The 20,230-nt window shown below is 42.2% G+C and carries 20 protein-coding genes and 1 pseudogene; 11 read left to right on the plus strand and 10 right to left on the minus strand.

Translation table 11 applies throughout. The features are described from left to right. Positions 1-3 precede the first annotated feature (3 nt). Positions 4-885 (minus strand): LysR family transcriptional regulator, encoded by an 882-nt coding sequence (locus tag EES38_RS05645; RefSeq protein ID WP_124936197.1) that lies wholly within the window; start codon positions 883-885, stop codon positions 4-6. Between the two features lie 88 nt (positions 886-973). Here EES38_RS05645 and EES38_RS05650 point away from each other — a divergent pair, with 88 nt between their 5' ends. Then, positions 974-1,291: a DMT family transporter gene (locus tag EES38_RS05650; RefSeq protein WP_124936198.1), complete on the plus strand. Its 318-nt coding sequence runs from the start codon at positions 974-976 to the stop codon at positions 1,289-1,291. Between the two features lie 57 nt (positions 1,292-1,348). Here EES38_RS05650 and EES38_RS22580 read toward each other — a convergent pair whose 3' ends face one another. After that, entirely contained in the window at positions 1,349-1,567 is a 219-nt protein-coding gene (locus EES38_RS22580) for a DUF1127 domain-containing protein (protein WP_341824394.1), read from the minus strand. 86 nt (positions 1,568-1,653) lie between these two features. Here EES38_RS22580 and EES38_RS05660 point away from each other — a divergent pair, with 86 nt between their 5' ends. Next, complete coding sequence (locus tag EES38_RS05660) at positions 1,654-2,604, plus strand: LysR substrate-binding domain-containing protein (RefSeq protein ID WP_124936199.1); 951 nt, start codon at positions 1,654-1,656, stop codon at positions 2,602-2,604. Here EES38_RS05660 and EES38_RS05665 read toward each other — a convergent pair. Beyond that, positions 2,601-3,242, minus strand: a complete 642-nt coding sequence (locus EES38_RS05665; protein WP_124936200.1) for a LysE family translocator — start codon at positions 3,240-3,242, stop codon at positions 2,601-2,603. The two genes, EES38_RS05660 and EES38_RS05665, sit on opposite strands and share 4 nt — an antisense overlap. 104 nt (positions 3,243-3,346) lie before the next feature. Between EES38_RS05665 and EES38_RS05670 the strand changes: the two are divergent. Beyond that, a pseudogene (locus EES38_RS05670) lies at positions 3,347-3,508 on the plus strand (DUF2256 domain-containing protein). On the opposite strand, the gene EES38_RS05675 reads toward EES38_RS05670, so the two are convergent. From EES38_RS05675 to hemB, 3 genes are all read right to left on the minus strand, one after another. Beyond that, the gene (locus EES38_RS05675; protein WP_124936201.1) at positions 3,498-4,268 is read right to left on the minus strand and encodes a helix-turn-helix transcriptional regulator; all 771 of its coding nucleotides are present in this window, start codon (positions 4,266-4,268) and stop codon (positions 3,498-3,500) included. The pseudogene EES38_RS05670 and the gene EES38_RS05675 overlap by 11 nt on opposite strands. A 21-nt stretch (positions 4,269-4,289) precedes the next feature. Then, complete coding sequence (locus EES38_RS05680) at positions 4,290-4,823, minus strand: YbhB/YbcL family Raf kinase inhibitor-like protein (protein WP_124936202.1); 534 nt, start codon at positions 4,821-4,823, stop codon at positions 4,290-4,292. 110 nt (positions 4,824-4,933) lie between these two features. Next, positions 4,934-5,920 (minus strand): porphobilinogen synthase, encoded by a 987-nt coding sequence (hemB, locus tag EES38_RS05685; RefSeq protein WP_124936203.1) that lies wholly within the window; start codon positions 5,918-5,920, stop codon positions 4,934-4,936. A 360-nt stretch (positions 5,921-6,280) separates the two neighbouring features. Here hemB and EES38_RS05690 point away from each other — a divergent pair, with 360 nt between their 5' ends. After that, positions 6,281-6,580 (plus strand): SemiSWEET transporter, encoded by a 300-nt coding sequence (locus EES38_RS05690; protein ID WP_208020401.1) that lies wholly within the window; start codon positions 6,281-6,283, stop codon positions 6,578-6,580. 46 nt (positions 6,581-6,626) lie between these two features. Here EES38_RS05690 and ahpF read toward each other — a convergent pair whose 3' ends face one another. The 3 genes from ahpF to EES38_RS05705 form a co-directional block, all read right to left on the minus strand. Beyond that, positions 6,627-8,195, minus strand: coding sequence for an alkyl hydroperoxide reductase subunit F (gene ahpF, locus EES38_RS05695; protein WP_124936204.1), 1,569 nt, complete (start codon positions 8,193-8,195; stop codon positions 6,627-6,629). A gap of 153 nt (positions 8,196-8,348) precedes the next feature. Beyond that, complete coding sequence (gene ahpC, locus EES38_RS05700) at positions 8,349-8,906, minus strand: alkyl hydroperoxide reductase subunit C (protein WP_124936205.1); 558 nt, start codon at positions 8,904-8,906, stop codon at positions 8,349-8,351. A gap of 299 nt (positions 8,907-9,205) precedes the next feature. Continuing rightward, positions 9,206-10,648, minus strand: a complete 1,443-nt coding sequence (locus tag EES38_RS05705; protein ID WP_124936206.1) for a glycoside hydrolase family 1 protein — start codon at positions 10,646-10,648, stop codon at positions 9,206-9,208. 384 nt (positions 10,649-11,032) lie between these two features. On the opposite strand from EES38_RS05705, the gene EES38_RS05710 reads away from it, so the two are divergent. Continuing rightward, positions 11,033-12,913: a beta-glucoside-specific PTS transporter subunit IIABC gene (locus EES38_RS05710; protein WP_124936207.1), complete on the plus strand. Its 1,881-nt coding sequence runs from the start codon at positions 11,033-11,035 to the stop codon at positions 12,911-12,913. A gap of 137 nt (positions 12,914-13,050) precedes the next feature. Further along, positions 13,051-14,247 carry a sugar transporter gene (locus tag EES38_RS05715; RefSeq protein ID WP_124936208.1) on the plus strand — a complete coding sequence of 399 codons (1,197 nt, stop codon included), beginning with the start codon at positions 13,051-13,053 and terminating at the stop codon, positions 14,245-14,247. A gap of 34 nt (positions 14,248-14,281) precedes the next feature. Here EES38_RS05715 and EES38_RS05720 read toward each other — a convergent pair whose 3' ends face one another. Next, positions 14,282-14,626: a DUF2956 domain-containing protein gene (locus EES38_RS05720; protein WP_124936209.1), complete on the minus strand. Its 345-nt coding sequence runs from the start codon at positions 14,624-14,626 to the stop codon at positions 14,282-14,284. 179 nt (positions 14,627-14,805) lie between these two features. Here EES38_RS05720 and EES38_RS05725 point away from each other — a divergent pair, with 179 nt between their 5' ends. The 5 genes from EES38_RS05725 (at position 14,806) to flaG (ending at position 20,223) form a co-directional block, all read left to right on the plus strand. Continuing rightward, the gene (locus tag EES38_RS05725; protein ID WP_124936210.1) at positions 14,806-15,708 is read left to right on the plus strand and encodes a Dyp-type peroxidase; all 903 of its coding nucleotides are present in this window, start codon (positions 14,806-14,808) and stop codon (positions 15,706-15,708) included. A gap of 102 nt (positions 15,709-15,810) precedes the next feature. Further along, on the plus strand, positions 15,811-16,944 hold the full coding sequence (locus EES38_RS05730) for a flagellin (RefSeq protein ID WP_124936211.1): 1,134 nt from the start codon (positions 15,811-15,813) through the stop codon (positions 16,942-16,944). 236 nt (positions 16,945-17,180) lie between these two features. Continuing rightward, positions 17,181-18,314 carry a flagellin gene (locus tag EES38_RS05735; RefSeq protein WP_124936212.1) on the plus strand — a complete coding sequence of 378 codons (1,134 nt, stop codon included), beginning with the start codon at positions 17,181-17,183 and terminating at the stop codon, positions 18,312-18,314. Positions 18,315-18,570: 256 nt separating this feature from the next. Beyond that, positions 18,571-19,701: a flagellin gene (locus tag EES38_RS05740; RefSeq protein WP_124936213.1), complete on the plus strand. Its 1,131-nt coding sequence runs from the start codon at positions 18,571-18,573 to the stop codon at positions 19,699-19,701. A 72-nt stretch (positions 19,702-19,773) separates the two neighbouring features. Continuing rightward, the gene (flaG, locus tag EES38_RS05745; protein ID WP_124936214.1) at positions 19,774-20,223 is read left to right on the plus strand and encodes a flagellar protein FlaG; all 450 of its coding nucleotides are present in this window, start codon (positions 19,774-19,776) and stop codon (positions 20,221-20,223) included. Positions 20,224-20,230 lie beyond the last annotated feature (7 nt).

Below are 20,230 nucleotides of genomic sequence, written 5' to 3' on the forward strand. Positions count from 1 at the left end.
CTTTTATCCTGCGTATATCCCTTTTAATTTCTCGAATAACCACTCATAAGCAACACTAAATTCCCTACCTTGTCGGAAAACAAGATCTACTGGTACCGACCAAGGCTTATGGTCAAATGTCACATTTATTTTGGCGAGTTCACCCGATTTAAGGTATGTGTCCGCTAAGAAGCTAGGAAGGTAGGCCCAACCTATTCTCTCTCTGACCATATCGAGTATGCTGTAATGGCTGGTGCACCACCAAACATTCGGTGACATACTCACTAGCGATTGTGATTCTTGCTTAGAACGCCCACGAATGGCCAATTGTCGATAGGGGACTAAATCTGAAGCAGATAGGTTTTTTAGGTTGGCTAAAGGGAACTGAGCGTGACATACCGGAATAAAGTCTACACTGCCGATATAACAGAAATCGACACGCTTAATTGCTTCTACCTCTGAAAACATAATACCGAGGTCGATATCTCCACTTGCGACCTCAGCGATGATATCTGGGGATGCTATCGTCATGAGTTCTAATCTGATATAGGGAAACTTCTCTGAAAACTGGTGGAGTAATTGATTCAATGCTGAGGTTCTCAGTCCATCATCAAACCCAACTTTTAGCGAGCCTTCTTCCTTTCGGTTAATAGCGCCAGCAATTCTCTCCAACTCATCGGATTGTGCCAGAAGGGCTTTTGCACTGCGCAGTAATCGTTCGCCTTCTGCGGTTAAACGTGGGTTACGCGAACTTCTGTCAAACAGTTCAACTCCTAAATCGATTTCAAGAGAATTAATACCATGACTTACCGCCGACTGAACTTTACCTAACTTACGGGCACAAGCTGAGAAGGAACCCAATTCCGCGGCCAGAACCACCATTTTTATTTGTTCAAGACTCAACATATGAATTTTTTCGATAGTTATTAACTTTAACTAATCATAATTATTGATACGATAGGTTGCAAATTCACCAAGTAAATAGGGGGCGGTTATGAGTTGGTTCTACTTAATTATGGCGGGATTAACTGAAATAGGTTGGCCGATAGGTTTAAAAATCGCTCAAAGTGGGCAGTCAAAACTTGTCGGTATCTCAATGGCTGTTGGGTTTATGGTTATTAGCGGAAGCTTTTTATTCATGGCTCAGAAGACGATTCCGATGGGCACAGCCTATGCCGTCTGGACTGGGATAGGAGCGACGGGGACTTTTTTGGTCGGTGTTTTCCTCTATGGTGACGCAACCTCGATTATGCGTTACGTCGGCGTTTTGCTCATTATTTCCGGTGTTTTGGCGCTTAAGTTTGCTCACTAGTTTCATTACCGACAGGCAAAATAGATTGCCTGTCGGCTTATTCTCTCGCACCCATCATCACTTCCAAAATGGTTTATTTATCTCTTGTTTGGCATCTTGTCGACTCACACCGATATCATCCAAAAGATAATCAGGCAGGTCTTCTAAGTGGTGCCTAGTTTTAGCATTTCGGTACCATTTTATTAAAGTGGATAAGAATTTCTTATGTCTATTTGACGTAGATATCTTTGGAGTAGTCATTCTTGTTTGAGCATTAGTATACATGTATGTCACCATTTCTATTAAATTGTGCTATTAATAATGGCTATGCATCCTGATTTGAACAAACGATTAAATTTAACTTTGAGTTAAGGAAAACTTAAGTGAAAGATAGGTTACCTCCCTTGCAGGGAATGTATTACTTCCATATCGCAGCGGAACGAAAGAGTTTTAAATTGGCTTCAGAGCAGCTATTTGTTACGGCTGCCGCTATTAGTCAGCAAATTCGTCTTTTGGAACAGCATCTTGAGTGTGAGCTTTTTGAACGACAGCACCGACAGGTATGTTTAACTCAGGAAGGGGAAATCCTGTTTCGCTCAACTCAAAAAGCATTTGCAGAACTGCATCACGGTCTTTCAATGCTGCAGCAAGACCCGACTCCTGATCGTTTAGCTATATCCACGCATCCTACCTTTGCGCAACATTGGTTAATACCGCGGATTACCCGATTTAGAGAGCGGCACAGTGAGTTGGCATTACTGATCGATCCAAAGAATGAACTTGTTGATTTTAAGCAAGGAGCAATCGATCTCTGTATTCGTTATGGAAGAGGAGTCTATGAGGATGTTCAAGTTCATTGGTTAATGGATGAAGTGCTATATCCTGTTTGTCATCCTGATTTTCAGGAGAAATATCAAGTTTATCAATTGGATGATTTGAAGCGAGTTGATCTGATAGAAGATGTTTGGCCTGATATGGATTGGCAGAGTTTCTTTTCATGTATGAAGCTTGGGGATGCTCAGGTATCCCTCAAATACGATGGTTCCCAATATGTAACTGAAGGCGCGCTTGCCGCGCAGGGTGTTGCTTTGGTCAAGCACAGTTTGGCCTATCGATACTTGCAGGAAAAAAGCTTAGTACGCATTGGGAACAAAGCGGTAAAGTCGAATTATAGTTACTACCTATGCGCACCTAAGGCCCATTTCCAAAGAGAAAAAATCAATCAGTTTATTGCATGGATTAATAAAGAAGTGGCAGATTTTCAGACACTTCCAAACAGTCAATTCAATCTTCTCTCTCTAGAAACCGATGAAAATGGTGTCGTACTGGTTTAGCGAGACGCACCCGATGTTATGGCTAACGTACTTCCAAGAGAGATAAATATTGCTCCCACAACGCGATTAAATCGGCGCATATTTTTATGGTTAAACAGCCAGCGGCTGCATTTGTTTCCTATAACGGAATACATAAACATAAAGGAGCAATCGAGAATAAACCAAGTAAGGGCGAGAATGACATACTGCTCTACGTGAGGAGAGCTTGTATCAATAAATCCTGGAAAGAGGGCGATAAAAAACAGCAGATCTTTAGGGTTACTGATGCCCACCATAAACCCTTTTTTGAATAGTGTCAGCCAAGCAATATCGATTTGTTCTGTTGGTTGCTCAGCCCTAAACTGCGCTATCGATCCCGTATGACGCCAAGATTGCAAACCAATATAGATCAGGTATACCGCCCCTAAATTTTTGAGGATAAAAAAGAGCTTCTCTGACGCTACTAGAATAACTCCAAGGCCTGCGGCAGAGATGGACATCAGGATCATGGCAGCAGTAGCACCACCTAGTACAGTTGCGACTGAACGTTTCTTTCCGTATTTTAATCCGTCAGAAATACACAACAGCGCAGAGGGACCAGGAGTGAAAATTAATATACTGGTTACACTGACGTAAATCAGCCAAGTGGTGAGATCCATAGTTGCTCTATATGCTCGCTGTTGATGAGAGAGGTTACATTACAGTGATTCATTTTCTGCCGCAATGTATTGTATTAATTTGAATATAATGAGCGAGGTATTACATGGTAAAGCGTATCGCTAAGTCTCACTTGCCAACAAAAGTGTGTGTGGTTTGCGGGCGATCATTCACCTGACGGAAAAAGTGGCAAACATGCTGGGATGAGGTTAAATATTGTTCGGAAAAGTGTCGTCGTAATAGAAATATCGCGTCAGTTAAATCGTAGCCATATACTCTTTAGCGCTTAAGCCAAATCGCTCTCGAAAACGTTGTAGGAATCGTTGTTCAGATAAATATCCACATTCCAGAGCAATAACATTAGTATCTCTATTTCCTGCTTGCAGTAGCCCTATTGCATGGTTCATTCTCACATTGAGTAACACCTCTCGATAAGAGGTATTTTCCTGTCGTAAATGCCGAATCAGGGTTGAGCGGCTCATTCCTAACTGTTGGCTATCTTTTTCAATCGAAAAATCGTCTGCGGGAGACTGAGCAAAGTGTTCACTTAGTTTCTCTGTTAATGAAAGGTATGTGTAACTAAATAGCTTATGCAATAGACCGTGTTCTGCAAGGTAATGGTAGAACCCATCTAGCCAGCAACGCTGAACAGTCTCACTCAACTCGATTTCCGACATATTTTTAATTATTTCAAGCATACTCAGCAGGTTGTGACTTAAGGGAACAATGCGACTATGTTGAATGTCATTGTCGATGCTTAGTGCAAGTAAACTTTGGTCAGGGGAGTGGTGAAAACTAATCTGACATGAGCGAAATGGGATGTCACTCGGCTGATTTTCGAACGTGAGCCGCTCTCCACTGCGGATAAACAATAAGTTCTGGGTATCGACATTGTCTATATCTTGATCAGAGAGTAAACGTTTGTAGCCTGCACGAACCCAAATAATACAGGGAGATAAAATCGCCACATTGGTTAACTTATGCGGACGCGATCCGGAAATATAATTAAACTTGATTAAGGATTTCATCTCTCTGTACCTAAATAGTTCTTATCTGGAATACGTTGCGGTGATTCGAGCCATTCCGAGTGTATCCTGATTTAACATATAGCCAACCAAAGCAGCCTGAGGATTCTCCGGTAAGCTCATTTTTTCATACGGCAATGCCCAAACGGTGAATTGGTAGCGATGCATGCCGTGACCTTTAGGTGGACATGCCCCTCCAAACGCCTTAGTACCAAAGTCATTGGTGATGGCTGTTGCTTTTAGCGATTCAGTTGATTGCCCTTGTTTAATATTGGTTGTGCTAGCCGGTATATCGACAATATTCCAATGCCACCAACCACTAACTGAAGGGGCGTCTGGGTCATAAACGGTAACTGCAAAGCTTTTTGTCCCTTTTGGCGCATTCGACCAACTTAACTGAGGTGAGTGATTTTCACCACTACAGCCAAATCCGTTAAAGACAAAAGCGGAAGACAGTTGCTGTCCTTCCTGAATGTCATTACTTGTGAGTTCAAATGCCTGAAGAAAGGGGGTAAAGGCAATGGCTCCCGATACAAAGATACGTTGAACTAGCGACATAATTATCTCCTTATTGATGAGATATTAAGCATAGCTAAGTTGTAACATAAATATCTGACAGAAAGTGTCATATTTACTAATAAAAATACCAATTATGACACTTTTAGTTTTTACTCAGCTAGCCATTGAGCGAGTTCTTTTGAGTAGTAGGTGACAATGACACTGGCTCCGGCACGTTTAAAGCCAATCATTGATTCAATAACAGCTCGTTTTTCATCAATCAGTCCTGCTTGAGCCGCGTTTTTCAGAATGGCATACTCACCGCTTACGTGGTAAGCCGCCAACGGTAAATTTGTATTATCTCTTAATGAACGCAGTACATCGAGATAGGGCGTCCCCGGTTTTACCATTAAAATATCAGCGCCTTCTTCTTCATCAAGAGTGGCTTCGATTAGAACTTGACGACCATTATGGTAGTCTGCTTGATAGGCGTCACGAGTCCCATCTAAGCTGCACTCAACCGCTGAACGAAACGGGCCGTAAAATGCAGATGCGAACTTAATGGAATGTGCCATGATTCCGACATTTGGGTACCCTGCGGCATCAAGTCCCTGACGTATCGCTCTTATTTGTCCATCCATCATTGATGATGGTGCTAACATATCCGCCCCAGCTTTCGCTGCTGCTACAGATTGTTTAACTAAGTTCACAACCGTTTGATCGTTGTCGACATAACCGTCATGAACGACACCACAGTGACCGTGCGTAGTGTATTCACAAAAGCAAATATCTGGGATAACAATCATATCGGGGCAGGCGGCTTTAATCGCTTTGGTCATTCGACTTACGAGACCATCTTCATTCCAGGTATCAGAACCACAGGCATCTTTGTGCTTTGAAATACCAAAAGGCATGACATAACGAATTCCAAGGTTATAAATTTCAGTAATTTCTTTTTCGATATGAGACTCGGGAATGCGATACACCCCAGGAAGCGTATCAATTTGTACAGGCTCAGAAATACCTTCTTCAACAAAAATGGGCTGGATAAGATCGGACAGTGAAAGTTGAGTTTCCTGAACCATTTTCAGAACGTTTGAATTGGTTCTTAATCTTCTGGGTCTTTTTAAGATATTAAGAGTATTTTGACTTTGCATTAGTGGCTCCCTAAAGAGTGGGAGTGAGCTATTTCATTATGAGCTCACCTGACTTTATGTTCAGATTGTTATCGTTTGAAGCGTAATGATGTCTCGAATGTCGGCTAAATAACAGCTTTATACTGAATTTGAATATGGCGTGATTTTGTTATTTTTACTGTTTATTTAAGGCGGTATTTAAAGAGGGGTTCTTACGAGAATTATGTTTGTGAACTCAGTAATAGTTTTTGACTATTTTTCTCTCCCTATACGAATAATTCACTTAAAATATCACAAAATGTAACCGGTTTCATTATGGTGTTTTTAACGGGTATTTATTGAGTATTTATTCGCAATAGAGAGTAATTAGGAGAGTGAATTGTGAATGTATTTTCAACTGAGTTAATTGGTATGGTAGCGGGCATCATGACCACGTCAGCATTTTTACCGCAGGTATACCAGATAATAAAGACAAGAAATGTGACAAGTATTTCTTTGGTTATGTACGTTATCTTTACTACTGGAGCGGCTCTCTGGACAGTATATGGGCTGATTAATTTGCAATTGCCTGTTATTTTAGCCAACGGAATTACAGCATCGTTAGCGCTGATTATTCTAATTTTGAAGGTTAAGTGGGGACGGTTATCCTTATCTGACCAGTCTTCAACGATTGTGAGTTAATAAAAAAGCGGCTTAAAAAAGCCGCTTATTACTTATTCATATGAGATTAGCCATCCTGACGAATCAGGTAATCAAAGGCTGATAAGCTCGCTTTAGCTCCTTCACCCATCGCGATGATGATCTGTTTGTAAGGAACCGTGGTCGCATCACCTGCCGCAAATACACCGTTCATGCTGGTTTCACCTCGGGCATTCACTTCGATTTCTCCACGAGGAGATAGTGTCACTTCTGAGTCTTTCAACCATTCGGTGTTCGGGACCAAACCGATTTGGACAAAGATACCAGACAACTCGATTTCTTTAATTTCATCGGTATTACGGTCTTTGTATTGAAGACTGGTCACTCGTTTACCGTCACCAATAACCTCTGTGGTTTGCGCCATCGTGATAATATCTACGTTGGGCAAAGAATTCGCCTTATTGATTAATACTTGATCCGCACGAAGCGTACCAGCGAATTCGAGTACTGTAACGTGTTCCACGATACCAGCCAAATCGATAGCTGCTTCAATACCAGAGTTACCACCGCCGATAACCGCTGTTTTCTTGCCTTTGAATAGTGGACCGTCGCAGTGAGGACAATAAGCTACACCTTTGTTGCGATATTCTTGTTCCCCTGGAACGTTCATTTCTCTCCAGCGAGCTCCTGGGCTTAAAATTAAACTCTTACTTTTGAGCGTCGCACCGCTTTCTAAATTAACCTGAATATAGCCATCAGAGGTGTTTTCTGCGCCCATAATACGATCAACCTGCTGATCGGTAATAATATCAACACCGTATTCTTTTAGGTGTTCACCTAGATCTGCAGCAAGTTTCGGGCCTTCTGTTCTTTTTACTGAAATGAAGTTTTCGATCGCCATGGTATCCATGACCTGACCGCCGAAGCGTTTCGCTACGACGCCCGTACGGATACCTTTACGCGCAGAATAAATTGCGGCTGCTCCGCCAGCAGGACCACCACCAACAACAAGTACATCGAATGGGTCTTTTTCATTGATACTTGCCGCGGCTTTTTCTGCTGCGCTGTCGTCTACTTTGGTTAAAATCTCTGCCAATGACATTCGTCCCTGACCAAAGACTTGGCCATTCACGTACACGGTAGGAACTGCCATGATATCGCGCTGCTTAACTTCATCCTGGAACAATGCGCCATCGATCATGGTAACGCGTACGCCTGGATTGATTGCTGCCATCATGTTGAATGCCTGAACGACATCTGGACAATTCTGACAAGATAGAGAAATAAAGATCTCTACATCCAGTTTTTTATCCAACTGAGCGATTTGCTCGATGACATCCGCTTCAAGCTTCATCGGGTGACCGCCAGAATGCAGAAGTGCCAGTATCAATGACGTAAATTCGTGTCCCATTGGCACGCCAGCAAAACGCAGTTGCGTTTGTTTCGCAGGGTTGGAAACCGTCATCACCGGTTTACGCTCACTCGCTGAATCGTCACGAACAACCGATACGAGCGGGCTTAGTTCGCTGATTTCATTTGCTAAAGATTCAAGTTCGTTTGCTGCCTTGCTTTCATCTAGACTGACCACTAAGCGGACATCTTCTTTTAGATTGGCAAGGTACTGTTGTAGTTGTTGTTTAATCGCTTGGTCTAACATGATTGATTACACCTTATAGAGTCAAAAAAGTGCTCACTCTGGATGAATTCGCAGAAGGAGAGCAAACCAGGTACCTAGGTCGTTTGGTACGGTACCCGGAATGCTCTGATGCAGTGGATTAACGGATAACGTTAGTTATCAATTAATGTGTAATTAGATTTTACCTACTAGGTCTAGTGAAGGAGCTAGCGTCGCTTCGCCTTCTTTCCATTTAGCAGGACATACTTCACCAGGGTGAGAAGCAACGTATTGAGCCGCTTTGATCTTACGAACAAGATCTTCTGCATCACGACCGATACCTTCTGCAGTGATTTCCATTGCTTGGATAACACCTTCAGGGTCGATAACGAACGTTGCACGGTCTGCTAGGCCTTGACCTTCACGCATTACACCAAAGTTGTTAGTGATATTGCCTGTTTGGTCACCAACCATGAAGTAGTTGATTTTGCCAATAGTTTCAGAGCTATCGTGCCAAGCTTTGTGAGTGAAGTGAGTGTCAGTTGATACTGAGTACACTTCAACGCCCATTTTCTGAAGCTGTTCGTAGTGATCTGCAAGGTCACCAAGTTCAGTTGGACATACGAAAGTGAAGTCTGCTGGGTAGAAGAAGAAGACAGCCCATTTGCCTTCTACGTCTTTTTCAGTGATTTCTACAAATTGACCTTGTTTGAATGCTGTAGCGCTAAACGGCTTGATTTTTGAGTTAATCATACTTTTACTTTCCTTTAAGTTATTGGCGATGTTCTTTGCAATCTCTTGCTTTCGGAAAGTATATTCCCATCATGGGGTCTCAAACGGAAATTGCTTGTCTCTATTAAATTGATAGGTGAAATCGATGTGAGTAGTGAATGGGATAGTGTTGGTCGATTAACAAAACTGATTAATCCATTTTAGAGAAGAGATTTCGATAGGAATGGATGAGAGCCAAAATTTAGATATGAAGATGGTTTATCTCGGCATTCAACATGAGAAAAGCCACCCATTGTTTTGGGTGGCTTTATCTGATTTAGTTACAGTTTTTCACCGTTAGAGGCGATAACATCTTTAAACCAGAAGAAAGATTCTTTACGTTTACGATCTAATGTTCCGATACCATTGTTATCTTTATCGACATAGATAAAGCCGTAACGTTTTTCCATTTCACCCGTCGATGCGCTAACCAGGTCGATACAACCCCAAGGCGTGTATCCCCATAATTCAACGCCATCTTTAACGGCTTCACCCATCTGTTCAATGTGAGAACGCAAATAATCAATACGGTAGCTATCGTTAATTGAACCATCTTTTTCCACGGTATCGAAAGCACCTAAACCATTTTCAACCACCATCAGTGGCACTTCGTAACGTGCGTAAATTTCATTCAATGTATAACGAAGACCAATGGGGTCAATTTGCCATCCCCAGTCAGAGGCCTCAAGGTAAGGATTCTTAATTCCCCCCATTAGATTGCCTGAACCGGTTTCATTGTCAGGGTTAGCAGAGACACAGTTCGACATGTAATAACTGAATGTATAGTAATCGACAGTTCCTTCTGCCAATATTTCAGCATCACCATCTTCCATTTTGACTTCGATATTATTTTCTTCGAAGTAGCGTTTCGCATAGTAAGGGTATTTACCGCGAACCTGAATGTCTCCGCAGAAATAGTTGTGCATCTTGACGTGCTCTTGAGCCAAGATGATATCTTCTGGGTTGCAGGTATAAGGATAGGTGGTCATAAATGCTATCATACAGCCAATTTTGAAATCTGGATTGATTTCATGGCCCATTTTTACCGCCTTAGCGCTGGCGATAAATTGGTGATGTAAAGCCTGGAAACGTAATTGCGGCACGTCGACCTGATTCATAAAATCTTCGGTACCATCGTTGAGAATACCTAGACCCAGGTAGTTACCTACGGGAATTGTACCAACGTTGATTTCATTGAAGGTTAGCCAATACTTAACTTTCCCATTAAAACGCTGGAACAGAACTTCTGCGTAGCGAGTAAAGCAGTCGATAACTTCTCTTCCCGCCCAGCCGTTGTACTCCTGAGTGAGCGCGAAGGGTAATTCGTAGTGAGAGATAGTGACTAAAGGTTCAATATCGTATTTTTTTAGCTCATCAATCACATCTTCATAGAACTTAAGACCTGCTTCATTAGGCTCTTTTTCCATTCCGGTTGGAAAAATTCGAGTCCAGTTAATTGAGAAGCGAAACGTCTTAAATCCCATCTCTGCAAATAATGCGATGTCTTCTCTGAAACGATGATAGAAATCGATGGCCTCATGGGAAGGGTAGTGCACGCCTTCTTCGATAGTTCGGGTAATGCGACGAGATACTGCATGTGTACCACCGCTGAACATATCACTGGTACTAGGACCCTTTCCATCAACGTTCCACGCGCCTTCGAATTGATTAGCAGCCGTAGCACCACCCCACAGAAAACCGTCAGGAAAAACCGTATTACTCATTACCTTCCTCCGATGAATAACATATTGAATACTAATGGATAAATGCAAGTCTCTGGCTGTTTTTATACAGATTCTTCAACCAAGCTCTAATTACAAAATACACGAATAGCGTCTAAATGTAACCGGTTTCTTTTTTTTATGTGATGTCAGTAGCATTTACTATATTTCAGTTATTTTCGAGTTTCTACTTTAACGTTTTATATGTCCTTGCAGGTAAAAAATGAGATCTAAAACTCTTTTTAGACATGATTTTTCGAATTTGATGTGAGCTTTATCTTCATTATTTCTTTTTCATATTGAATGAAAAATATTTTCTATTGTAAATTTGTAACCGGTTTCAGAAAGCGGTTACAAATACTATTTTTTATGTCGGGAGGGCTACTTATGGCCGTAGTTAGAGATTATGCGCAGCTTGCAAAAGATATTCTTGCTGAGGTCGGAGGTCAGGAGAACCTGAGTACATATTCTCGGTGTGCAACCAGACTTAGACTGGTTTTAAAAGACACACCAGAACAGGCAGCAAATAAAATTAAGAAAATGCCTGGCGTTATAACAGTGATGATTAGTGGTGGTCAGTTTCAAGTAGTACTTGGTACACACGTTGCCGATGTGTATGCGGCCATGTCATCACTAGTTGATTCGTCATTACTCTCTGATGATAAGCAAAAAGTGCGCATTTTAGATGCGATAATTAGTTCCATGTCAGCTATTTTTGCGCCAATCGTTTTTATCTTAGCGGCATCAGGTATCTTGCAGGGTGGTTTGATTTTCGCTAACTACTTATTTCCTTCGGTGTCATCAACAGGAACATTCGCAGTTCTGAACTTTATGTCTTGGACTCCGTTTGTATTCCTGCCGGTATTTATAGGTATTACGGCTTCAAAACATTTTAACTGTAATCCTTTTATAGCTGTTTTATGTTGTTGTGCACTGATTAACCCCTCGTGGGGAGAAATTGCCGGGAGAATTGCACAAGGCGAAGTCATTACGTTCTTGTCTATCCCTCTTTCTAAAACGGTTTATACGGCCTCTGTTTTACCTCCAATATTTATGATTTGGGCATTAAGCTACGTTGAAAAATTTGTTAGACGCAGTCTACCAGATGTGATCAAAGAGCTTTGTACCCCTCTGATTTGTATGCTGATCATGGTTCCAGCTACACTATTAATTATTGGTCCGGCAACCAGTTTTGCTGCCAGTTTAGTTGCCTCTGGCTATAACGCACTTTATGACTTTGCTCCACCACTAGCGGCTGCCATTCTTGGTGCTGTGTGGCAGCTCATTGTGGTCTTCGGTGTTCACTGGGGAATGATGCCTATCGTAATGGCAAACTATGAACACTTTGGTTACGACTCGATTCAGGCATTCTGTGCATTTGCTGTTGTTGCTCAAATGGCAGCTGCGTTTGCCGTTGGTTTTAAGTCACGTAATTCTATGTTGAAAAAAGCGGGTATTTCTGCAGGTATTACGGGGATATTTGGTATTACAGAACCTGCGATTTACGGTGTAACGCTACGCTTGAAAAAGCCTTTCGTATGCGGCTGCATTGGCGGTGCTATCGCTGCTGGTGTTGCGAGCTTCTTCCATACAAGCTATTACGTCTTTGCTGGTTTGGCGGGCTCTCTTACGGTTGTAAATGCGATTAGTCCGGATAATCCATCGTCTTTCATTGGGGCTCTAATCGGCACTGGTATTGCCGCAGTCGTTTCATTTGCTTTGGTTTATGTCGTCGGGTTTGATGATCCTATTGATGATGAGGATGTTGCGGCAGAGAAAAGCACGTCAAATGAAGCCGATGCGAAAATACCAACAACATTGGTGAGTCCAATTAAGGGGAAGATCGTTGCTCTTGAAACAGTAAATGATGAAAGTTTTTCTCAAAAACTACTTGGTGATGGCGTCGCAATTAAGCCAACTGAAGGTCTTGTGCGAGCACCATGTGATGCGACTATTTCATCTTTAATCGATAGCAAGCACGCTGTAGGTATGACGAGTGTGAATGGTGCCGAAGTATTAATACATGTCGGATTAGATACAGTAAAACTAAAAGGACAGTATTTTGAGTACTTGGTCGAATTAGAACAGCAAGTTAAAGCAGGCGATCCGTTGATTCGTTTTGACTTAGAGGCTATTTCTGCTGCGGGCTATGATACGACTACTCCATTTATTGTCATGAACTGTGATGATTATGATTTTACAATTATCCAATCAGAGGAAGAGAAGCCAGAAATTGAAATAGGTCAACCTGTCATCCAGATGGCTTAATTTCTATTATAGCCTTAGACATATTGCTCCAAGCCCCAAGAAAAGAGTGCATTTTTGGCACTCTTTTCCTTTTATCAATAGTGATCTGTTAGGTTACTGGTAGAATAGCATGCATTGTTTTTTATTTGATATTTGACATGTCTTCAGCCTCTTCTCAAATAGTCAGTTCTTCGCGTATGACACAGAATAGTCAGGTTATTATCTTGGCTATTGCTGGCTTTATCTTCAATACCACCGAGTTTGTTCCTGTTGGACTTTTGACAGACATGGCAAATGATCTCAACTTACCATTATCCCAACTTGGATGGATGCTAACCATTTATGCGTGGGTTGTTGCATCAATATCTTTACCTCTTATTATCGTGACCCGTAAATTAGAAAGGAAACGCTTAATGTGCGGTGTTTTCTCCTTGTTTATTCTCAGTCATATCATGACGTTTTTTGCCTGGTCATTCTCATCATTGCTGATTAGTCGCATGGGCGTGGCTATTTCGCATGCTTTATTTTGGTCAATGGCGGCTAACTTAGCTGTTCGGCTCGTACCGGTAGAAAGAAAGCCTTTCGCTTTAAGTATGATGGTATCGGGGACGTCATTAGCTATGATAATGGGAGTACCGTTAGGGAGGGTTATTGGTCAGGCTTTCGGTTGGCGCGTGGCATTTCTAGTCATTGCTATACTGGCTTGTATCGCCGTTATCTTGCTGATGCGATTACTGCCTTCGATGCCGAGTATTTTTAAGGGCTCCATAAAGCAAATATCACAACTATTTAAAAACCGATTTTTATTGATATTGTACGGTTTTACCTTTCTTATGTTCGTCAGTCACTTTACTACTTACAGCTATATCGAGCCGTTTCTTGCCCGTGTCGGAAAGTACAATGATAATGAAGTTACGTTTTACTTATTGCTGTTTGGCTTGGCCGCATTAATTGGCAGCTTTTCATTTAGCCAACTGTGCCGCTTTTTATCAATCAAATTGCGGTTTGTGCTTTTCTCCTGCTGCGTCATCCTGTCTATGTTGCTATTTCCGACGTTGGTATCTCATGCTGACGGTTTAATTGCGGCAATATTGGTTTGGGGAGCCACGAGAATCATGATGATGTTAACGCTGCAATCGACAGTGCTTTCCACCAATGAGCATGGTGGTGATTTTGTCATGGCGGTGTACTCAAGCATAATCAACATAGGGATAGGTGGAGGTGCACTCATCGGCGGAAAGGTTATCAGCGAGATGGGACTGGTTAATTTACCCTACGTCAGTACGGCGATTAGTGCCATGGCGCTGATAGTATTGTGGAAGATTCTCCAGGAATTACGCGTGAGTCAGAGTTAAAAGTGATTCGGTAATTTTAATTTCAGTTGGTCTGCTATTTCAGCAGAAGAAGGTAGGCAGCAAACGCGACCCAACTGATCACTAAAAGTGACCAAGGTAGAATACTACTACTAGTCGATGGAGAGGATGTTGTGACGATTTCACTATCCTGACTAACTTCTTCTTTTGAGCTCTCTTTCTGCTTTTGAACTTTTTTTCGTTCTTTATCAGCGCTGCGCTGCCGTTCTTTTTGCTGTTTTTTATAAAGTGCGATGCCTTTTTCGATACCCTGGGCAATGAGTTTAGTCTGTTCTTTGCTCTGTCCAGGTCTTTGTGTTGCGTTGGCGACTTTGAGTGCTTCCTGTTTGGTTTCTGGGGAAGGCGTGATGTTTTTACTCATATTAGAACTGCTTACAACTAAGTACGTAATGTTTCTACCGTACTAAATATCTTTATATGACTCAATTCTTGTTGTGTTTTTTCACTTCAATTTGTGGTGTAACAATTTATTCTCACTCAAGCAGCGTATATTATAGTTTCGCTGTGTATGTGAGCGAGAAGATAAAAAAGGAAAACATTATGTCTCAATGCCAAAGTGCCATCTTGCCCGAAGCAGGGCCATTTGCTCTGTATGCTTTGTTTAAGGTGACCAAAGAGGCTCAAGCGGTATTGGAAGCGCTAAAGTCTCTGCCAATGATGGTTGAAGAATTAAATAGCCAACAGCCAGGGGCTAACCTGACGTCTTCAATCTCTTTTAGCAAAAAGTTCTGGTCTCAACTCAATCAACCTATGCCTGAAGAGTTGGACGATTTTCGTGAGTTAGGTAAGGGTAATGTCGTAGCGCCTGCGACTGAGTGCGATTTCCTGATTCACTGCCATTCAACGAGACATGATCTCTTGTTTTATTTGCTGCGTCAGTTTGTTTCAGGTGTATCTGATGATGTTGAGCTGATTGATGAAACCTATGGTTTTCGATATTTAGATGCTCGAGATATGACAGGATTTATCGACGGTACTGAAAACCCTAAAGCGGAAAGACGTAAAGAAGTTGCGATTATCGCGGACGGTGAATTTGCTGGTGGGAGTTATGTACTAACCCAGCGTTTTGTACACAACTTACCAGCATGGAATCGACTTAATATTTCTGCTCAAGAAAAAGTGATAGGCCGTACTAAGGCTGATTCTGTTGAATTGGATGATGTCCCTGCTGCATCGCACGTTGGTCGTGTCGATATTAAGGAAAATGGTGCAGGGCTTAAAATTCTTCGTCACAGCCTACCATATGGTAGCGTTAGTGGTGATCATGGTCTTCTCTTCATCGCCTATTGTCATACTCTGCATAACATTAAAGTGATGATGAACAGCATGTATGGTGAGACCGATGGCAAAACCGACCAGATGTTGCGTTTTACTACGGCTAAAACAGGTGCTTATTTGTTTGCCCCATCTGAAGATATGTTAGCAATGCTATCATTAGGTTAATCACTCCCCATTATTTGAGTCAGTGACTTTGGTTGCTGACTTTCTTCTCAAGCTTCTCTCTATCTTGCCGACAAAACGTTAGGTCAATACAGGTTTTGTTTTATGGCAATTACTATCAACACCAATGTTCCTGCTTTGGTTGCACAGCGATATTTAACGCGAGCAACAGATCAGGCTCAGCACTCTTTTGAAAGGCTTTCTTCAGGAAAGAGGATAAATAGTGCGCGTGATGATGCTGCTGGACTACAAATCTCGAATAGATTTGTTACGCAAATGCGAGGACTGGATGTGGCGGTTAGAAACGCGAATGATGGTGTTTCTATTATGCAGACGGCTGAGGGCGCGATGCAGGAAAGTACGTCTCTGATGCAGAGAATGCGAGACCTGGCGCTACAATCCACGAATGGTGTTAACTCAATTCAAGAGAGAGAGGCCCTTAATCAGGAATTTAAATCACTCAACGATGAGTTAAACCGGATTGCTGAAACGACCTCATTTGGTGGAAAAAAATTATTAAATGGCTCATTTGGGCAATCTTCTTTTCAAATAGGATCATCCTCTGGTGAAGCTGTAGCCCTGCATTTGAAGAATATGCGTTCCGATACACTCGATATGGGAGGGTTCACTTATCGATCGCAATTTAAAGCGGATAAGGACTGGCATGTCACAGAAGATAGCAACCAACTTGCGATGAGCTATCTTGATGCATCAGGTCAACAGAAGTCGATTTCTATCCAGGCGAAAAATGGCGATGACATTGAAGAGTTGGCGACGTATATCAACGGACAGACTGATGCCATTCATGCTTCGGTGAATGAGCATGGTCAATTACAGCTTTATATGCCCGGAAAGGAGACATCTGGTACAGTCTCTTTTCAAGGTTCTCTAGCAAATCATTTAGGTATTCAGACGATTGGTTTCGAGACGCTAGATTCGGCAGACATTAATAGTGTGGGCAGTGCGCAAAGAGCTATCTCTATTTTAGATACATCTATGGGGTTTGTTGATAGTCATCGTTCAGAGTTAGGCGCGCTGCAGAATCGCTTTAATCATACGATCAACAATCTCGATAATATTCACGAAAATGTAGCAGCCTCTAATAGTCGAATTCTGGATACCGACTTTGCTAAAGAGACAACGTCTTTAGTGAAACAACAAATATTGCAACAAGTGAGTACCTCGATTCTCGCTCAGGCTAAGCAGCAACCCAATATCATTTTATCGTTACTCAAATAAACCGCACTGTATCGTACCGTTGAAAGGAAACTTTAGGGGAAAATAGGACTAAAAAGGCCTTTTTTTGCACTTTGCTGATAATTTCATCCGAAAGGCATTTTTTTTAAAAAAATCGAAAAAATTTTCTCAAGGATTTATTCCTCGAGCCGTTATTAAAAGTAACTTTGAGAGAACTACTTGGTTTTCCGAGACGTCGGAAACCGGAAACAATCGGAAAATCAATTGGAGAAATCATCATGGCAGTAAATGTAAACACTAACGTATCAGCAATGACAGCTCAACGTTACTTAAATGCAGCAACTAAAGCTCAAAATACGTCAATGGAGCGTCTATCTTCTGGTTTTAAAATCAATAGCGCAAAAGACGATGCGGCAGGTTTGCAAATATCAAACCGTTTGAATGTACAGAGCCGCGGTTTAGATGTTGCTGTTCGTAACGCAAACGATGGTATCTCTATCGCTCAGACAGCTGAAGGTGCGATGGATGAAACCACCAGTATCTTGCAACGTATGAGAGACCTTTCTCTACAATCGGCTAACGGCTCAAACTCCAAATCAGAGCGTGTTGCGATTCAGGAAGAGGTTACTGCGCTGAACGACGAATTAAACCGTGTTGCTGAAACAACATCGTTTGGTGGGAATAAGCTACTTAACGGTACCTTTGGTACTAAATCGTTCCAAATCGGCGCTGATAACGGTGAAGCGGTAATGCTTAACCTTAATGACATGCGCAGTGACAATATTGGCATGGGCGGTATGAGTTATAAAGCCGAAAATGGCAAAGATAAAAACTGGACTGTCCAGGCCGGCTCAAATGACTTACAGATTGATCTAACTGACACAAATGGTGAGCCACAGACAATCAATATCTCAGCAAAAGAAGGTGATGATATTGAAGAGCTAGCAACATATATCAATGGTCAGACAGATATGGTTAAAGCCTCTGTTGACGAAGACGGTAAGTTACAGGTCTTTGCGGGTACCAATAAAGTGTCAGGTCCTGTCTCTTTCAGTGGTGGTCTGGCAGGTGAGCTAAATATCGGCCCTGGGAAAGCGGATACCGTTGATACGATTGACGTGACAACTGTTGGTGGTGCTCAACAATCTGTGGGTATCATTGACTCAGCATTGAAGTATGTGGATAGCCACCGTGCAGAGCTTGGTGCTTTCCAAAACCGATTCAATCATGCTATCAACAACTTGGATAACATTAACGAAAACGTTAATGCATCTAAGAGCCGAATCAAAGATACAGATTTTGCGAAAGAGACAACCGCTCTTACCAAATCGCAAATTCTGTCTCAAGCTTCAAGCTCTGTTCTTGCTCAGGCAAAACAGGCACCAAACGCAGCACTCAACCTGCTTGGCTAAGCTTGAAAACTCATTATCCAGTCTTAAAAATCCAGCTACGGCTGGATTTTTTATGCCATATCATTTTTGAAAATAGTCTTCTTTTGTAATGACTTATATATCCTTGTTAATTTTTTGCTAATTTTTTAACCAAAAATCGAAAGTTTTTCCTAAAGCTTTATTTATCTCCGCCGTTAAAGAGACCGAGAGAAATGAATGTACCAATGCGAGGTGAGAGACGCGGCGGTGCATTAACTTGTCCGTGTAGGAGATCAATATGGCAATAAATGTGAACACCAATGTTTCAGCGATGACGGCTCAGCGTTACCTGAACAGTGCTGCTGATGGAGCCCAACGTTCTATGGAACGATTGTCCTCTGGTTATAAGATCAACAGCGCAAAAGACGATGCTGCGGGTTTGCAGATATCTAACCGTTTAACATCGCAAAGTCGTGGTCTTGACGTTGCGGTAAGAAACGCGAACGATGGTATCTCAATCGCTCAAACTGCTGAAGGGGCGATGAATGAAACAACCTCTATTCTTCAACGTATGCGCGACTTGTCGCTACAATCATCGAACGGCTCTAACTCATCTTCTGAGCGTAAAGCTATTCAGGAAGAAGTCTCTGCACTTAATGATGAATTAAACCGAGTTGCAGAAACAACCTCTTTCGGTGGTAATAAACTTCTTAATGGTTCGTTCGGTAATAAGTCATTCCAGATCGGTGCTGACTCAGGGGAAGCTGTACAGCTTACTATGGGAAATATGCGTTCTGATACAATGGATATGGGCGGAAAGTCATACATTGCTGAGACAGGTAAATCTCCGGATTGGACTGTAGGCACGGCGAATGATCTCACCTTGAGTTATACTACTAAATCAGGTGAACAAAAAGATCTTACCATTAATGCTAAACAGGGTGATGATCTTGAAGAAGTGGCAACGTACATTAATGGTCAATCTGAAGATGTCAAAGCGTCAGTTGGTGATGATGGCAAGTTACAGCTGTTTGCTTCAACTCAGAAAGTGACTGGTGATGTTACCATCGGTGGTGGACTGGGTTCAGAGATTGGCTTTGGTGCTGCTCAGGATGTCACAGTGAAAGACATTGACGTATCGACAATTGGGGGTTCACAACTTGCTGTATCGGTCATTGATGGCGCTTTGAAGTCGGTTGATAGTCAACGAGCTTCTCTGGGTGCATTCCAAAACCGTTTTGGGCACGCAATTAGCAACTTGGATAACATCAACGAGAACGTTAACGCATCACGTAGTCGTATTAAAGATACTGATTACGCGAAAGAGACGACTCAAATGACCAAGTCTCAGATCTTGCAACAAGCGAGTACGTCTGTTTTGGCTCAGGCTAAACAGTCACCATCTGCAGCTCTAAGTCTGCTAGGTTAGCAGGTCTTAACGAGCTTTTGAGTCATATTGGCTATGCCAGTGTAACTCAATAGAGGTGGAAGGGAGATTGTTATGGAAATATCATCCTACACATCGAACATCCAGCCTTACGGCTCACAAAGTGGCACTAAACTTGCTTCGGAAAGTGATAGTACAAGAAGCATTTCGGCGCCACGGGAGACTGATCGCTCAGATAAACTCTCAGAACAAATTTCTGAGCAGGTGAAAGAACGGCAAGCTGAGTCAATTGAAGCAGCGAAAAAACTTGCGAAAGAAAGAGAGCGTATTAGCGAGGAACAACGGTCAAAGATAATGGAACAGATGCAAGAATTTGTCTCTTCCATTAACAAAGGACTTTCGTTCCGTGTGGATCAGGAAACAGGTAGAGACATCGTAACCATTTACGAAGCCGATACTGGTGACGTGATACGTCAGATTCCCGAAGAAGAGATGCTAGAAGTACTACGACGCCTTGCACGTGATGATGACCATCGTTCTGGTCTTCTTGCAACTAAGGCGTAACTGTTAC

Source organism: Vibrio viridaestus (assembly GCF_003856525.1).
Classification (GTDB): domain Bacteria; phylum Pseudomonadota; class Gammaproteobacteria; order Enterobacterales; family Vibrionaceae; genus Vibrio; species Vibrio viridaestus.

What these genes read in the sequence shown, in the direction of transcription:
- EES38_RS05705 (WP_124936206.1), bottom strand. Translation starts at nt 10,648, where the DNA reads ATGAGTAATACGGTTTTTCCTGACGGTTTTCTGTGGGGTGGTGCTACG.
- EES38_RS05665 (WP_124936200.1), bottom strand. Translation starts at nt 3,242, where the DNA reads ATGGATCTCACCACTTGGCTGATTTACGTCAGTGTAACCAGTATATTA.
- ahpF (WP_124936204.1), bottom strand. Translation starts at nt 8,195, where the DNA reads ATGTTAGACCAAGCGATTAAACAACAACTACAACAGTACCTTGCCAAT.
- EES38_RS05735 (WP_124936212.1), top strand. Translation starts at nt 17,181, where the DNA reads ATGGCAGTAAATGTAAACACTAACGTATCAGCAATGACAGCTCAACGT.
- EES38_RS05715 (WP_124936208.1), top strand. Translation starts at nt 13,051, where the DNA reads ATGTCTTCAGCCTCTTCTCAAATAGTCAGTTCTTCGCGTATGACACAG.
- EES38_RS05710 (WP_124936207.1), top strand. Translation starts at nt 11,033, where the DNA reads ATGGCCGTAGTTAGAGATTATGCGCAGCTTGCAAAAGATATTCTTGCT.
- EES38_RS05720 (WP_124936209.1), bottom strand. Translation starts at nt 14,626, where the DNA reads ATGAGTAAAAACATCACGCCTTCCCCAGAAACCAAACAGGAAGCACTC.
- EES38_RS05650 (WP_124936198.1), top strand. Translation starts at nt 974, where the DNA reads ATGAGTTGGTTCTACTTAATTATGGCGGGATTAACTGAAATAGGTTGG.
- ahpC (WP_124936205.1), bottom strand. Translation starts at nt 8,906, where the DNA reads ATGATTAACTCAAAAATCAAGCCGTTTAGCGCTACAGCATTCAAACAA.
- EES38_RS05725 (WP_124936210.1), top strand. Translation starts at nt 14,806, where the DNA reads ATGTCTCAATGCCAAAGTGCCATCTTGCCCGAAGCAGGGCCATTTGCT.
- EES38_RS05675 (WP_124936201.1), bottom strand. Translation starts at nt 4,268, where the DNA reads ATGAAATCCTTAATCAAGTTTAATTATATTTCCGGATCGCGTCCGCAT.
- EES38_RS05740 (WP_124936213.1), top strand. Translation starts at nt 18,571, where the DNA reads ATGGCAATAAATGTGAACACCAATGTTTCAGCGATGACGGCTCAGCGT.
- flaG (WP_124936214.1), top strand. Translation starts at nt 19,774, where the DNA reads ATGGAAATATCATCCTACACATCGAACATCCAGCCTTACGGCTCACAA.
- hemB (WP_124936203.1), bottom strand. Translation starts at nt 5,920, where the DNA reads ATGCAAAGTCAAAATACTCTTAATATCTTAAAAAGACCCAGAAGATTA.
- EES38_RS22580 (WP_341824394.1), bottom strand. Translation starts at nt 1,567, where the DNA reads ATGGTGACATACATGTATACTAATGCTCAAACAAGAATGACTACTCCA.
- EES38_RS05730 (WP_124936211.1), top strand. Translation starts at nt 15,811, where the DNA reads ATGGCAATTACTATCAACACCAATGTTCCTGCTTTGGTTGCACAGCGA.
- EES38_RS05645 (WP_124936197.1), bottom strand. Translation starts at nt 885, where the DNA reads ATGTTGAGTCTTGAACAAATAAAAATGGTGGTTCTGGCCGCGGAATTG.
- EES38_RS05680 (WP_124936202.1), bottom strand. Translation starts at nt 4,823, where the DNA reads ATGTCGCTAGTTCAACGTATCTTTGTATCGGGAGCCATTGCCTTTACC.